Below are 15,598 nucleotides of genomic sequence, written 5' to 3' on the forward strand. Positions count from 1 at the left end.
TCGTAAAATCGCCGCATTTTCAGCAATATTTTCTGCTCTAAAAGGGATAGCTTTCCTATATAATAAGGATACTTGTGTGACATTTATCACCATCCCCTTTTTCTGAAATGGAGAGAGAATCCATGACCTATGTTGATACGTCCGATATTTCGGCAAAGATGTTCATCGGTGTACTGCTGCTGCTGCTCATCATTGCTCCGCTCATCAGCCTCGGTGTCCTGCGCCTGTTCCAGTCGCGGAAGAAATCGGGACTTCTCCTTATTGCCAGCGGCATTGCCGTGTATGCTGTATTTCAGATTATCATGTCCTTGTCTTAGCGCCAGCATCATTGAAAAGCCGCCTCCCAAGGGAAGCGGCTCATTTACAATATTATTCCCGGCTATTTATTCAGCAGCAGCCAAAGCCTTGTCGAACTTGGTTTTGTTCATGCCAACGATCTTGACGTCGCCGATTACCGTAATAGGAACGGCTCTCATGCCCATATCCCATACCTGCTGGGCATAATCCTCATTCTGCTCGATATTGCGTTCTTCGTAGGCTACCCCTTTATCGCTCAGGAAGCTCTTCACCTGACGGCAATGCGGGCAATTCGTCGATGTATACACAATTACATTCTCCATAGTATGATTTCCTCCTCGTATATAAGTATTAGACTCTGAGAACTATTGTAGCACCGGAAGACTTGCTTTTCCAAATGCCTGCTTACATAATAACCGCGCTGTGCTCCAGACTCTCAATATATTTCTCCGCATCCATAGCTGCCATACAGCCGCTGCCCGCAGCCGTAATTGCTTGTCTGTAACGGGTATCCTGCACATCTCCGCAAGCAAATACGCCGGGAATGTTCGTCTCCGAGGTGCCGGGATTCGATACGATGTAGCCGTTCGCATCCGTAGTAATCTGTCCGCCAAGGAAGGCCGTATTGGGATGATGACCGACAGCCACGAATACCCCGCTGGCTTCAATGAACTCTTCTTCGCCGGTCTCATTGTTGATCACCTTCAGGCCTGTTACACCTTTGTCGCCGGCAATCACTTCCACAGGGGTACGGTTCAGTCCCCAGGTCACTTTGGCATTATCGCGGACACGGTCCTGCATAATCTTGGAGGCCCGCAGCTCTTCACGGCGGTGCACCAGGGTTACCTTGGAGGCAAAACGTGTCAGGAAGCCCGCTTCTTCAAGCGCGGAATCGCCGCCGCCGACCACCACGATCTCTTTGCCGCGGAAGAAAAATCCGTCACAGGTAGCACAAGTGCTGACCCCGCGTCCGATATTATCCTGCTCCCCGGGAATCCCGAGATACTTGGCTGTAGCACCTGTGGAAATAATCAGTGTATCTGTAATCAGCGTCCCCATGCCTTCCACGTTCAGCTTGAACGGACGGTCGCCGAGCTCCACGCTGTTCACCCAGCCGGTAACGAACTGTGCGCCGAAGCGTTCAGCCTGCTTGCGCATATTGTCCATGAGATCCGGGCCCAGAATGCCCTCCGGGAATCCCGGAAAGTTCTCGATCTCTGTTGTAGTCGTAAGCTGTCCGCCTGGCTGCGGACCTTCGATAACGAGCGGGTTCAGGTTCGCCCGGGCCAAATATATAGCAGCTGTCAATCCGGCCGGTCCAGTACCGACAATAATTGATTTGTACATGATGATATCCCCCTTGAGATGGACGGCAAAGTCGGCCATTCCTTATTTAAAATTATTATAATGTAGTATTTATTATGATCACCTCAAGGATAATTGTCAATATGCCAGACACGCTGTAAACGTTCCTATTTTGTGAACAATTCAATTTTAAGCAATTAAATATAGGCTTGGATAGATCATCTGCTGCTTCAGCCTGATTCAGCGCAAAAGACGCAGGCCGTTCAGGATGACAAGAATCGTACTTCCCTCATGCCCCACGACCCCGAACGGCAATGCAATCCCCTGAACAAAGTTGCCGATCATCAAGGCTGCAATCACCGTCACGGCAAAAATCATATTCTGCTTCACAATCCGCTGCGTCCGGCGCGCCAGCGCTATGGTCCCGGCAATCTCTTCAATATTGTCATTCATCAGCACCACATCGGCAATCTCCAGTGCGGCTCCGCTGCCCTTCATCCCCATGCCCATCCCAACGGTTGCTGTAGCCAGCGCAGGTGCATCATTCACCCCGTCGCCTACCATAATGACATGGCCGTATTGTTCACGAAGCGCCTTGATATGCGACACCTTATCTTCAGGTAAAAGTCCGGCGAATACGAGATCAACGCCGCTTTTTCCGGCAATCACCTGTGCTGTGGCCTCGCGGTCACCGGTAAGCATCGCTACCTTGATCCCAAGCTCCTGCAGTTTACGCACGGCATTCTCCGCCTGGGGACGCACGGTGTCCTGCAGCGCAATCATTCCGGCGATGGTGTCACCGTCAAGAATGAGCGATACGGTTTTGCCCTCCTGCTCCAGCCTGCTGCGCAGGGTGCTCCAATCGTCCGGGCCTGCCACAGCAGCCGTATCCTCCGCTTGATCCAGCAGATTCGACTTGCCAATCCGCCAGAGCCGGCCGTCTATGACACCCTCAATTCCCCAGCCGGTGACCGACTTGCTCTCTTCAATATCCCGCAGCTCTATCCGTTCCGCTTCAGCCAGCGCGACAATGGCCTCTGCCAGCGGATGCCCCGACAGCTTCTCGATAGAGGCGCTGACAGACAGCAGCTCTTCCCGCACATAACCTTCTCCGGCAATGAAATCCGTAACCTGCGGGACGCCTTCAGTCAGGGTACCGGTTTTGTCAAAAGCGACTACAGAAGTCCGTGCCATATTCTCCAGATGAACCCCGCCCTTGAAGAGGATACCTTTGCGGGCACTCTTGGAGATGGCCGACAGCATGGCGGGCATAATTGAGGATACAAGCGCACACGGAGAAGCCACGACCAGGAAAACCATTGCTTTGTAGAACGTATTACTCCAGCTCCAGTCCAGCAGAAACGGCGGCAAAGCGATCAGCAGGACGGTTGCAGCCACCACAACGCGGGCATATACAGATTCGAGCCGTTTGATGAAACGCTGTGAATCCGGCACTTCATTCCCGGCTTCCTCAACCATGCGGATGATCTTGGCGAACAGCGTATTCTCAGCAGTCTTCGTCACTTCTATATAGAGGGGGCCTTCCCCGTTGACCGTACCGGCGAACACTTCACTCCCGGCAGTCTTGTCTACGGGCAGCGATTCCCCCGTGATGGATGCCTGATTGACGGAGGATTCCCCGCGGCATACCTTGCCGTCTGCGGGAACGAGCTCACCGGGGCGGACCAGCAGCAGGTCTCCGATGGCGAGCTGATCAATGGTTACCTCACTCATGGCCCCCTGCTCGATGCGAACGGCAGTGGCAGGCTTGAGTGCCAGCAGAGCGGAGATATCCTTCTTGCTGCGCTCCATGGTGTAGCTCTCCAGCGCCCCGCTGAGGGCAAAGATGAAGATCAGCATCGCGCCTTCATTCCAGTACCCGATTGAGGCGGCACCGAGCGCAGCGGCAATCATCAGCAGATTGACATCCAGGTCACGCTCCTTGACCAGGGTCTCTACGCCTTCCTTGGCCTTCATCCAGCCGCCCAGGGTATAAGAGATCACGTAGAGAATGACGGACAAGACCTCCGACCAGCCGCTGGCAGCCCAGGCTGCCAGCATGATCAGCCCGCTTCCGAGTGCGGCCTGCATCTCGGAGTTGCTAATCATGGCCAGCGGATCGAAGCGGCGAGGCTCCGGCGTCCGGGGCTGCTGCGCACCTCCTTGGCGCGCGATGGATTTGGGTATTCGTTTCGAGGTTGCTTGCATCATAAATCACCTTCCTGATTGGTTTGAGTTAAGCGTCACACTTGAGAATGAGAGCCATTATTAGTGCCCCTAAAATGACACATGCTGCCCCGGCTCCGCCGGGACAGCATGTTAACTGAGAATGATAATCATTGTTGCAATAGCGCAACTATATTTCCTCAATGCAACTTATAGCTATACTATACCACGACCGGCGCAAAAGTAAACCCGGGAACAAGCCTGATTTTTGCGGAGGTGAAAAGCTTGTTAAAACTCATACCTCCAGATCCTCCGCATAATCTATGTATAGCTATCATTCCAAATTGCATCTCACAGAAACGGGGGAAACCTATGCAGCGGCCTTTTGACTATAAGGAATATTGGGAGCAAACGTATCAATCAGGCGAGACATCGGGTAGGGGCTCGTATGGCGTACTGGCTGAATTCAAAGCCGAGGTGGTCAACGGCCTGATTCAACGCGAGAATATTGCCAGCATCATTGAGTTTGGTTGCGGGGACGGCAATCAGTTACAGTATATGAACTACAGCAAGTATCTGGGAGTAGATGTGGCAGCGACCGCGGTGCGGCTCTGTGCCTCCAAGTATGCGGAGGATTCCTCCAAAAGCTTCATGCAGTATACGCCGGGCCTGTGGATTAACCGTGGCTTCCTGCAAGCCGATCTCACCGTATGCCTTGATGTGCTGTACCATATTACGGATGAAACTGATTTTCGCTCAACACTCTACGACATCCTGCACTCTTCAAAAGAGTGGGTGATTCTGTATACCCGGTTGAAAGAAGACGCGAATCCCCTGCTGAGTACGATCCAGGACCGTAATCTGTTTCATTATTTGTCCGGTTATCCCCAGTTCAAGGTGCAAGAGATCATTCCGCAGCGGTATCCTGATCAGTCCTCGGCGGACTTTGTTATCCTGAGGCGCACTCCTTCTCTCCGAACCTGATACAGGACATGAGTAAACAACAAATATCCCGTCACAGTTCTGCTCCATGCAGACGGCTGGCGGGATATTTGTCTAAGCTTGCTCTTATCTATTGCGCGGCACTAAAGTATGACCTCCACCTTCACCGAACTTCTGTCCGGATAAGCGGGGATGACTGTTCCTTCCAGCAGCTCACCATCCACACGGATTTCCTTGACGCCTGAGCAGACACGGCTGTCGTTCTTCACGGTAATCTCATACAGGCAGCCGCGGAATCTCCGGGCAACCGAGAAGCCTTCCCACGAGGACGGAATGCACGGGTTAACCGATAATCCGGCCAGCACAGGCTTAATGCCCATAATATACTGTGTAGCAGCTACATACATCCATGCCGCAGTCCCGGTCAGCCAGGATACATTCGCCAGGCCGAATCTGTCGGACTCCGGCCCGAACAGGTTCGAGGCATAGACATACGGTTCTGCTTTATAGCGCTGTATCCCCGCCTGCTCCATCGCTATGTTCGGAATCAGCTGACGGTAATATTTGTAGGCCTGGTCCCCTCTTCCCAGCATACATTCAGCAATGATCGCCCAGGTATTGGCATGGCAGAACACAGCACCGTTCTCTCCGGTTCCCTTATTGTAGTTCGTCAGGGGGTCTGCGGGATCAGGGAAGTTCGTAATGGACGGATGCAGCTTCTTAATGCCCAGCTCCGTATCCAGAATATCGCGCACACTATCCATGGCCTGCAGCCCTTTGTCAGACTCGGCCATCCCCGACAGGGTCGCCCAGGTCTGGGCATTGAGCCAAATCTGGGCTTCATCATGCTCAGCGGTGCCCAGATAACGCCCGTCATCCATGACCGCCCGCCGGAACCATTGCCCGTCCCAGCCCAGCGTGTTCACGAGCCGCTTCTGTTCCTCATACAGCCTTGCGTAGTCTGCTGTATGCTCAGGATGCCCGGCTGCCGCGGCCAGATCCTTCATCCGCAGCAGCACCGTTCCGAACTGCATCGCTGTCCAGATGCTCTCTCCTCTGCCTTCCCGGCATACCCGGAAGAGCTGGTCATTCCAGTCCGAGCGCAGCATCAGCGGGAAGCCGTTCGGCCCCAGCCTGGAGACGGTGAAGTCGATAGCCCGCTTCAAATGATCATACAGCGGGGCTTCACCCCCGTCATAGAAGGGTAGGCTCTCCTGCAGAAATCCGGCGTCCCCGGTCTCTGCGAGAATGTCCCATACAGCCAGCGCCGTCCACAGGTGATCATCCGAATGGATACTGGTGACCGGGTCCCACCCTTCATTCGGGAAAAAGTAATGATTCACATGCCCGTCCTGATATTGCTGTCCCAGGAGCAGCCGGACTTTATCCTTGGCCGCTTCCGGATCATACGGAACAACAGCCAGGATATCCTGGGCGGTATCCCGGTAGCCTACGCCCCGGAAGGTGCCGGTGGCATAGAACGAAATATTGCGCGAGAAAAGAAAGTTCCGCTGCGACTGGTACGGATTCCAGGTATTAAGCATCCGCTGCGCATCCCGGTCCGGAAGCTCACAGTTCCATGCGCCCAGATAGCTGTCCCAGTTCTCCTTAAGCGCCGCGAAGGAACGGGTAACGAAGTCCGCCTCCCGCGAATGGTCGATGGCCTGCTCAATCTCAGCCTCTGTCATTGCCGTTCCGAGGAAAAAGTTCACGGTACGGGTCTCGCCGGGCGCAAGCCTTACCTGGACCTGCAAGGCTCCGCAGGGGTCTCCCCCCAGAATACTTGAGCCAGTACAGCCCCCCTTCTCTATAGCTGCCGGATTGGATTCACTGCGGTAGCTGCCGATGAACTCTTCACGGTCCCCGTCATAGCCGGCCAGCGGCGCATCCGACATCATGTAGACGAGCGGTGTCTCATCCGGCTTGGGCTGATTTTCTACTCCATATTTATAGATAAGGGCTTCTTTGTCATGATACTGCACGGACACCTGATGTTTGTTGTAGCATTGCCATTGCAGCTCGCGCATGAATTCCATCATGCCAAACTCGGCATAGGCATACACGTTCAGCTCTTTGGCCTCTGTACTATGGTTGGTCAGTGTCAGATTCCAGATCAGCGAGTTCTCGTAAGGTCCGACAAAATAGACGGTCTTCGCCGATACTTCATCCTGTGCCGCTTCAAAGCGGGTATAGCCCATACCGTGGCTGCTCCGCCATTCCTGCGGCTTCTGGAAGGCCGGCTCATAAGTCGGACACCAGTAGCTGCCTGTTCCGGCATCCTGGAGGTAAATATAAGGGCCGGAGCGGTCAGTCGGCAGGTGAAAGAACCGGTAGCGTGTAATCCGCCAGATCTGCGGGGACTTATAAAAAGCCAACCCTCCGCCCGCTTGAGACAGCATGGTATGGAAGGTGCCGTTGGATAAATAGTTCAGCCACGGGGTAGGCATATCATGGCGCTTGAATTCTACTTCCTTCGCGTCGTCGCGGAAGGTGAAATACTGGTCCAGCTCTGCAGCGCGGGCAAGCGGACTCCCCACTGGCGCTGACCCGGCAGCCTGGTTACTCTGCACACGGCCGGAATGGCCTGCCGGATTCATGGTTCCCGGTTGCTCTGTCATTGGTCTGGCTCCTCTCTATTTAGCCTTGCTCATTGCTCACTTGGGCTCAACCTCATCCATCGTCAGGCGGAACTCCAGATCATTCATATACGTACCGTCCTTGTTCAGGAAAACCATGCCAAAAGCGATATCCTCCCGGCCTCCCCGGACGATGGCAATCAGGCGGTTGATCCCGCTTGTCAGCGTAATCTCCTGTTCCGGTTCGGCCACGAACCGGCCGTTCATGTAGATCTCATAATCACAGGCCGAGTTCACCCGCAGTCTACCAGTCCTTCCCCCGCCCGGATTCAAGCTGTCTGCGTCTGCCGTCTCCGGCAAGTGCACAAAGCAGCTCAGGAACAGGGGGCGGCCTTCCGGCGCAGGGATCAGCAGGGTTCCGTCTTCGCGCCGTTCTTTTTTCTTCATCCAGCCGTACAGGCCTTCGCCCAGATTGTTCAGAGAGAACGCCGGATCGGTATAGTAGTCCTTCATCGCCTGATAGTCGGTATACGGCGGACAGAACAGCGTCATTGCGGCTTCCACCGCCCACTCTGCATCTCCTTTGTCCTGGAGGAGCAGCTCATCTGTGAAGACGGCTCCGAGGTTGCCAAGGAGGCGGGTGTATAGCCTCAGGCTTTTGTCGCTGCCCGGGTCTGCCAACAGCTGCGAGCAGATAATGGCTCCCTCTCCGGCCGCCTGCCGGATCACAAAGGCTCCGGGGGCGGTGGCCTTGCGGCGGTTCAGCTCAACCAGAGCCAGCCTGCTGTATTCCGCCGTATGCTGCCCGGCGAAGTAATCCTTCCAGGCTGTGCCCTCGACGCTGGTGCACAGCACCTCAGCGCCTTGCACCTCCAGCCTGTGGCTGGCCAGCTCCCGGTTGACCACATCCCGGGGCGAGAGATGCACCTTGTCAAAGCCGAACAGGTCGACAGGGCTGATCCCGCAGACGGCGGCGTGCGTATAGTCCGCCGCCAGATGATAGGTCCCGTGCGGCGCAATATGCACGGGACGGTCCAGCAGCCGGGCCAGTGCCTCCTGCCCGCCGGGCACAGCCGGCAGCACCAGCACTGTGCTGCCGGCCAGGGCTGCCTGGCGCACGGCTTCCGCCGCGCCCGGCCCATGCAGCAGTCCGGCCTCCACGACGAGGAGGCCGGGGTTCAGGCTGGACAAGCCTGCGGCGCTGTCCAGCCTCTGGCCCTTCAGGCGGAGCTTGCCGAGCAAGGCTTCCGCCGCACTGCCGCTGCGGACCCATACCGCAGCGGACCTTGCCGCAGCGGGCGTCAGCGCTGCGGCGGGCGTGGCTGCGGTGGCGGGTCCTGCGGACCGCGGCGCAGCCGGGAGAGGGGCCGCGTGGACCGCGCGGCCCGCATACTGCAGCAGGCTGCGCAGCAGCAGGCAGGCCTGGGGAATCCGGTGGAGATGGTCCATAATCTCCAGCTGATTCGCCAGGAACATGCCCGTACCGCAGCTGCGGTACTCCAGCAGCGGCGACCACAGATCGCCGCCGTCTCCGAAATCACCCGCGCTACATTCCAGCAGCAGGGTGAAATCGCCGGTTACCGGCTTCTCGAATGCTGCCCGGATGATCGGCAGCGGTCCTTCCTCGCGCAGCTCCTCATGCCAATACATCAGGTCCTCCGCTTCCAGACCTTGAAGCACCGGATGCCCATAGTCGCCTGCATGGGCACGGATGAATTCCCTGCGTACCAGCGGAAGCCTGCCGGGGGAGAGGTGAAGCTGTTCCAGCAGCAGCAATCTGCCTCCCCGCTGCACAAATCCTCTCAGCTTCCGGTCCAGCGCCCCGTCCTTATCCTCCATGCGGCTGCCGACAATCAGCAAGGTCCCCCCGGCAAGCTGTTCTACCGCATCTGGTTCTGCCCGGACCAGCTCAGGCACCAGCGCGTGAATCGCCTGGTAATCCCGGTCAGAGCCTATATAAGCAGCGGGAAGTGCTACCTCTACCGGCTTGGTCTTATAACTACCGGACAGCAGACGGTAGCTTAGATTAAGCTCATGCATCAGCTCGCCGCCATGGAACAACCGGGCAGACAGCACGGCTTCTCCTTCACCTGCCAGTGCTTTTACTACTGCTGGTGCTTTTACTCCAGCTCCTACTTCTACTTCCGTCCCTTCTCCTACTCCAGCCCCTGCCTCCTCCCCTACACCTACACCTACTCCTATTCTTTCGCCATTAACCGGGTCCGGCATCCATTCCAGCCGGATCGTCCGGTGGGCAGCAGGCTCGTGGAGGAAACGGAAGGTCTGGCTATGAACCATACGCCCGGCTTGCCGGACTGTGCATTCGATCGTTACTTCCTGTTCCGCCAGCGTGTCGTTATAGACATCGAAGCTGCGCCGGATCAGGGAGTCATCGAAGAAGCAGCGGTTATATTCGGCGGCTATCAGCGTTACCGGCTTGAAGGCTGCGGCCATAATGGCCCAAGAAGGATTAGGCCTGAAGGCCGGATATTCCTCCGGCAGCAGCCCGTTGTTCAGCGAGAGCGAATAAGCCGGAATCACGGTGGGCTTAGGGCCTGGCGTAGTCAGGTCGGCAGGCGGCAGCTTGATCTCCTGCTCCGGCATCGCCCGCATGAAATAATGGGCAAAGTTAAAGGTAGAGATCCCGGAGACACCCTGCCGCCGCGCATATTCTACGAACAGCCGCTCTTTTTCAGCCAAGCCGACAGCACTGGCATCTGAGTCGCGGTATGCGTCCAGTCCGATATACATGCTGCTGTTCTGCGGACAGATATACCACCAGCCGCCATGCTCGCCAAAGGTCAGCGGAACCTCCCGGTCCCACTGCGCAATCGTGCCGTCAATGTTGTAATGGCGGCTCTCCACCTCTGTCTCTTGCTTGGTGACCAGCCGGTTATCCCCTTCCACCATAATCGGGCGGGTGGAATCAAGAGCCCTCATCAGCTCCATCAGACCCGGGATATGCTGTTTGTAGGTATCCCGGCCGTCCACCCAGCGCATCTCGTTCTGCACGCTCCACAGTATGACGGATGGATGGTTTTTGTCCCGCTGAACCAGCCGCTGCACATGCGCCCGGCAATTGCCGATGAAATCGGGATGTGCCGCATCCATAGTTTTGCCGGACCCGTAGATAGCCGTCTCATCGACAATCAGCATTCCTTCCTCATCGGCAATCCGCAGATAATCGGACGGGTACGGCTCAGCGTGCAGCCGGATGCTGTTAATACCCGCCTGTCTGCACAGGCGGTACCAATTGCGGATGTAATCCTCCGTCTGCTGCATCGCCCCCTGAAAATGCCAGGAATCCCCCCGCAGATTAACGGGAATTCCGTTCAGCATGAACTTCGGGCCTTCGCACCAGAACTCCCGGAAGCCGAAGATATCGGTCCGGCGGTCGAGAACCTCCCCCGCTGACTGTAGCGTAAGCTCCAGCTCATATAGGAAGGGGGTATCGGGGCTCCACAGCCGGGCATTCTGCCACGGCAGGGTAAACCTGGCTCCCTTCCATTCCCGGCTGCTGGTGTTCAGGCATAATTGCCGTCCTTCTCCTGCCTGCGCAGGCAAGGCTTCCGCTTCGGCCTCCGCCTCAAGTACCGGCAGCGGCTGAGTCCCCGGCGCAGGCGGGAACCCGGAGTTCCGCTCCCTGACTCTCAGGAACACCTGCAGCGATTCGGCTGGGGGACCGCCTTCTGCACTGCCTATAAGGGCATCCACTTCCAGCATGCCTTGCCGGACAGAGGTACGGATCGTAAGATCCTCCAGAGACACCTGCGGGTAGCCTTCGAGGAAGACATCCTGCCAGATTCCTCTGGCGATTCTGCCGAACCAGGAGCCGGCCAGTCCGGTGATTTTCTCCTCGCCGGAGGGAAGCACCATCTGGTCGAAGCTCCCGCAGACCACATGCAGGTGCTGCTCCCGGCCGGGTTTGATCAGCGGGGTGATATCCAGCCGCAGCGGCAGATACCCGTCCTCCCAGACGGCAATCCGCTCGCGGTCCAGGTACACCGCCGCTTTTTGCATAATTCCGTCCAACCGCAGCACAACCCGCTGTTCCAGCATCGCCTCCGGCACCTGAAACATGCGGTGAAGCACACCGGCCTCCGCCGCGTTCCATTCCTCCGGGTACCCGTATACAGCAAACGGCGTGTAATCATAGTCAGCGACTTCCCCGAACTTGCTCCCGGATGGTGTGGGATAGCTGTACCGCCAGCTCGATGGAACCTGTATTTTGCGGGCCTCGTACTGAAGTCTCTCCGGGAGAGCGCGGCTGCGCGGCTGGTCATAGAGCGGCATGAAATCCCACTCACCGTTCAGGCATATGGATGTACGTAACATGTTCATTCTCCTTTTCCTCTGTGGGGAAGCGGGATGCTTAGGACAAGCGTAAGTTTTTTCCAAATGGCTTGGTCTCGCGGCATATTCCCCCACTTATTGAAATGCGGTTCCATAACCTCGCCCCAATGCTCCGGCCGGAGATTCGTGGTGAGCTTGCCGGCATAGGGTGCAGCTTCAACAGTCGCGGGCAGCTCGGAATAAAAGAACAGCAGGTTCTCGTGAAGGCCGATGATTCCGTATTTGTCACCGTCTCCCGGGCGCTCCTCCTGATATTGATAATGGTAATAGATATAGCTTGAGACCTGCTCCGGCTTCAGCGCCGCCAACCTCCCATAGGGAATCCCCGCCCCCTGGTTGCGCTTCCAATGCTGCGCGGAGACCGGCTGCTGATAATGAAAAATATCCATCATTGGCACCCACAACCTGGGATGTTCTCCTCCCGGCCAGCTCTTGAGAATCTCCCCTGCCTCGGGGAACAACTGCTCCGGCTCCATCCGCTGACCGCTGCATTCATAATACAGAAACGACTGCCTGCCGCCCTGAAAAACACTGAGCCCGGAAACGCCCAGCCCGTCCATCCGTCCATTCAGCAACCCGTCCTGTGCGCTCCAAAAAGCTGACGGATCAACGCCCTCCCTGCACTCGGCCCGATATAAACAGCGCTGCATAATTCCCCTCCAACCTATGTCATCTACCTCTTTAGATTAACGCATCCGGCCGGCCGGTTCCTTGACGATCATGCCCTTCTTTAGCATAATAGCGACATGACGAAAGCTGCCTATTTGTGTAGGGGAAATGGGACGGGAGTTGGACGGTAGCCGGGACGGGGGACGGACAGGAATCGGGGCGGGCACTGGGATGGTATAGTTGGGACGGGGACGGTAGGTGGGGCGGTAATCGGCCTTACAGTTATTGCAACGTAGCAAGCCCGCCGATACTCCAGGAAGAGATTTAAGCTCGTGGAGTAGGAAAATGAAGAGTATAAATACACTTCATTCGGACGCTGACGGGGATTCTCAAGAAATGAAGGGTATAAGTACACCTCATTCGCTCCCTGGCGGGGATTCTCCCGGAATGAAAGGTATAAATACACCTCATTCGGACGCTGACGGGGATTCTCGGGAATTGAAGGGTATAAGTACACTTCATTCGAGCGCTGACGGGGATTCTTAGGGAATGAGAGGTATAAATACACTTCATTCGGGCGCTGGCGAGGATTTTCCTGGAATGAAGGGTATAAGTACACCTCATTCGCTCCCTGGCAGGGATTCTACGGAATTGAAAGGTATAAATACACCTCATTCGACCGTTGGTGGGGATTTTCCGGGAATGAGAGGTATAAGTACACTTCATTCCCTCGTTAGCGTGAATATTCAAGAAATGTGGGGGATTGCGCCTCCTTGAATCTTGAATAAGGACGACGAAGCTTCCGAGAGGAAAAAAAGAACAAGACGGCCAGGGAATCCCGGCCGTCTTGTCTAGGTGACTACTTTATCTCTTTCCTCCGAATGTTACCTCTGTTTCTTCTACCTCGCAAATACCTCTTACCTCGAGTACCTCTATTACCTAAGTTACCTAAGTACCTCTCATACATCCTTACCACCATAATCCTACCTACTTTTCCCTCCTAATTTCCCCTACCTTCCTACCTTCCCCACACCCTTATTTACTTATTTACTCACTCACACACTCATTTACTCAATTGCCCCCGGGCGGGGGGCCGCTCCGCGCTTTGCGGTATTCCCCCGGCGTCATGCCTTCGAGCTTCTTGAAGACGCGGATGAAGGACATCGGGTACAGATAGCCCACCCGTTCGGCGATATTCTGTATGGGCTCAGAGGTCTCGGTCAGCAGGCGTTTGGCTTCGTCCATCCGCAGCCGGGCCAGATAATCGACGAAGTTCTCGCCGATTTCCTCCTTGAAGATCCGGCTGAGTGATTTGGTATTCATCGCGAAGCTGTCGGCGGCATGGGTCAGGGAGAAATCGGGATCGGCGTAATGCCGGGCGATATATTCACGCACTTTGTTGGCCAGCGTATACTGCTCCCGGTTCATCCGCAGGCCATGCAGGGCCTCCTCCATCTCACCCAAGGAAGCCAGCAGCTCCCCGTGCAGCTCCTCGATCCATTCAAAGGATTCCGGGGACTGCGGAATGCCGCGCAGCCGCCCGCTGTTCCAGATTGCCTGCATCTCCGGCGGCAGCTCCTGCATCTCCCGGGAGATGCCCGTCTCCAGCAGCTGCAGCAGGCGGACGATATCCTCCTTGGAGTAATTGCCGCCGGCCAGCAGCCCGAAGATCCGCTCCATCAGCGGCCGCCACTCGGCGTTCCCGAGCCGGTACAGCTGGGGAACGGTACCGATAGCCTGCACCAGCACATCCATTCCCTCCGCCGGAGGCTGCGGTCTGCCTTCCGCCGTTGCAGCGTAGACGCGGTCGGGACCGCCGGTGATTTTGCGCTCCAGTGCGGCCGCAGCCTTGCGGTACGCATCCGATAAGCCGACGAGACCCGGTACTGGTCCGCTGAGGCCGAACGTTGCCGTGAATTTGAGATGCTGCTTCACCCAGGAGCGGGCACTTTCGGCGATGAGCTGCGGCTTCTCTGCATCGTCAGCCGTTGCTCCGGCGGCAGAACGCCGGAACAGCAGCCCAAGACGACCCGGTCCAATCCACTCCGTCCACAGGGCTTCCCCCTCCTTGTCGGCGATCTCCTGAATCACACTGCGGAGCGTGAATTTGAATAAGGCCTGATCACGGGCAGAGTACTCTGCAGCAAAAGCCTCATAGAAATCAATCTCGGCAATGCCCACAACTGCGCCCGCAAATTCACCGGCCATGCCAATCCGCTCCGACTCCCGGTTCCATATTTCCGCAGACACCTGCCCGCTGTTCTCCAGCAGCTCCTTGAATAGCTGATTCCGCCTGTGCAGGATGCCTTCTGCCTGCTGCTTCTCATAGCTGTTGGTCTGCTCAATCAGACTCTCCAGCGCATGGCCGATGAAAGAGAATTCATCCTCCTTGCTCTGCGGCTTCCAGCCGAGCGAACGGTCCTCTCCGAACCTGTAAATCCGGCTCATGACCTGCTCAATCGGCCGGTAATTCCGGTGGCTGATGTACGTCATGGCCGCAATGCCGCCAACGATAGCCGCAAAGCCCAGAATCGCCCAGACATTGGAGAAGGCCGACAGCAGCGAGAAGGCTTCAGCGCGAGCCATCCCCACCTTGATCGTCCAGCCGGTATAAGCGGACACGCGGCTCACCGCTTGGTTCTTAGCACTCTGCGGATCAGAGCAGCTTGCCGCACCTGCAAAAGCCCGCCCCCCGGCATCCTTCAGGCAGATCTCCGTATTGGCCATGTTCATATCCTGAATCAGCGCCTGCAGGGACTGCTTCCGTACGTTAATGACAATCAGTCCCTGCTCACCTGAGAAATAAGGGACCTGCTCCACCAGTGAAATGACCGACTTCGGCTGATCCTCACCGGAGAAAAGCTGCAAATCACGGATTCCGCTCCAGACAGGGCCGCCCGAATTCTTCATGGCAGACTCAATAAAGCTGCGGTCCCCGAAATCCGGCAGACGGGAGGAGAAATGCTGCATTAGCACTTTGCCGTCAGCCGCACGGTATAAATACACCGAGTCGATCATCGGCAGCGGGGACATGAAATCCAGCAGCACCTCCGTCACCCCGTAATCCTGATAGGGGTCAAGCTGCCCGGGGCGGTCGAAATAACTGCTCACCTGATCATCCAGCAGCAGGCTTTTGATCGTCGTCGTCTCCAGATTGCGCAGGGTGGTATCCACGATCTGCAGCACATTCTCTGCGTATACGCCGTTTGCCTTGGCCGTCTGTCTCTCCATCGCTTCATTCAAGGTCAGGAAGAACAGGATAATCAGGCAGAATACTACCGCAAACAGGATGGGCAGATAGGAAAGAATCAGTCGGTACAGCCATTTCTTATGCATCGGTGTCATCCCCT

Annotated in this window: 9 protein-coding genes; 2 read left to right on the forward strand and 7 right to left on the reverse strand. The window is 56.4% G+C overall.

Translation table 11 applies throughout. The features are described from left to right. Positions 1–122 precede the first annotated feature (122 nt). Entirely contained in the window at positions 123–317 is a 195-nt protein-coding gene (locus KDC22_RS28820) for a hypothetical protein (RefSeq protein WP_173139764.1), read from the forward strand. A gap of 66 nt (positions 318–383) precedes the next feature. On the opposite strand, the gene KDC22_RS28825 is transcribed toward KDC22_RS28820, so the two are convergent. From KDC22_RS28825 to KDC22_RS28835, 3 genes are all read right to left on the reverse strand, one after another. Beyond that, positions 384–620 (reverse strand): glutaredoxin family protein, encoded by a 237-nt coding sequence (locus KDC22_RS28825; RefSeq protein ID WP_173139766.1) that lies wholly within the window; start codon positions 618–620, stop codon positions 384–386. An 82-nt stretch (positions 621–702) separates the two neighbouring features. Next, positions 703–1,644 carry a thioredoxin-disulfide reductase gene (trxB, locus tag KDC22_RS28830; RefSeq protein ID WP_036694921.1) on the reverse strand — a complete coding sequence of 314 codons (942 nt, stop codon included), beginning with the start codon at positions 1,642–1,644 and terminating at the stop codon, positions 703–705. Between the two features lie 198 nt (positions 1,645–1,842). Further along, positions 1,843–3,810, reverse strand: a complete 1,968-nt coding sequence (locus tag KDC22_RS28835; RefSeq protein WP_211724226.1) for a heavy metal translocating P-type ATPase — start codon at positions 3,808–3,810, stop codon at positions 1,843–1,845. A gap of 330 nt (positions 3,811–4,140) precedes the next feature. Here KDC22_RS28835 and KDC22_RS28840 point away from each other — a divergent pair, with 330 nt between their 5' ends. Then, a complete protein-coding gene (locus tag KDC22_RS28840; RefSeq protein ID WP_173139771.1) occupies positions 4,141–4,752 on the forward strand; it encodes a methyltransferase in 612 nt (203 codons plus the stop codon). Positions 4,753–4,853: 101 nt separating this feature from the next. Here the strand turns inward: KDC22_RS28840 and KDC22_RS28845 are convergent, their stop codons facing one another. The 4 genes from KDC22_RS28845 to KDC22_RS28860 all read right to left on the reverse strand — a co-directional run bounded on the left by KDC22_RS28845 (position 4,854) and on the right by KDC22_RS28860 (position 15,584). Then, the gene (locus KDC22_RS28845) at positions 4,854–7,328 is read right to left on the reverse strand and encodes a GH36-type glycosyl hydrolase domain-containing protein (protein ID WP_211721177.1); all 2,475 of its coding nucleotides are present in this window, start codon (positions 7,326–7,328) and stop codon (positions 4,854–4,856) included. A gap of 36 nt (positions 7,329–7,364) precedes the next feature. Next, on the reverse strand, positions 7,365–11,621 hold the full coding sequence (locus KDC22_RS28850; RefSeq protein ID WP_211721178.1) for a glycoside hydrolase family 2 protein: 4,257 nt from the start codon (positions 11,619–11,621) through the stop codon (positions 7,365–7,367). Positions 11,622–11,623: 2 nt separating this feature from the next. Further along, on the reverse strand, positions 11,624–12,289 hold the full coding sequence (locus KDC22_RS28855; RefSeq protein WP_246553082.1) for a hypothetical protein: 666 nt from the start codon (positions 12,287–12,289) through the stop codon (positions 11,624–11,626). A gap of 1,030 nt (positions 12,290–13,319) precedes the next feature. Beyond that, entirely contained in the window at positions 13,320–15,584 is a 2,265-nt protein-coding gene (locus KDC22_RS28860) for a helix-turn-helix domain-containing protein (RefSeq protein ID WP_211721179.1), read from the reverse strand. Positions 15,585–15,598: the final 14 nt, after the last annotated feature.

The organism is Paenibacillus tritici, assembly GCF_018207515.1.
Taxonomy (GTDB): Bacteria; Bacillota; Bacilli; order Paenibacillales; family Paenibacillaceae; genus Paenibacillus_AQ; species Paenibacillus_AQ tritici.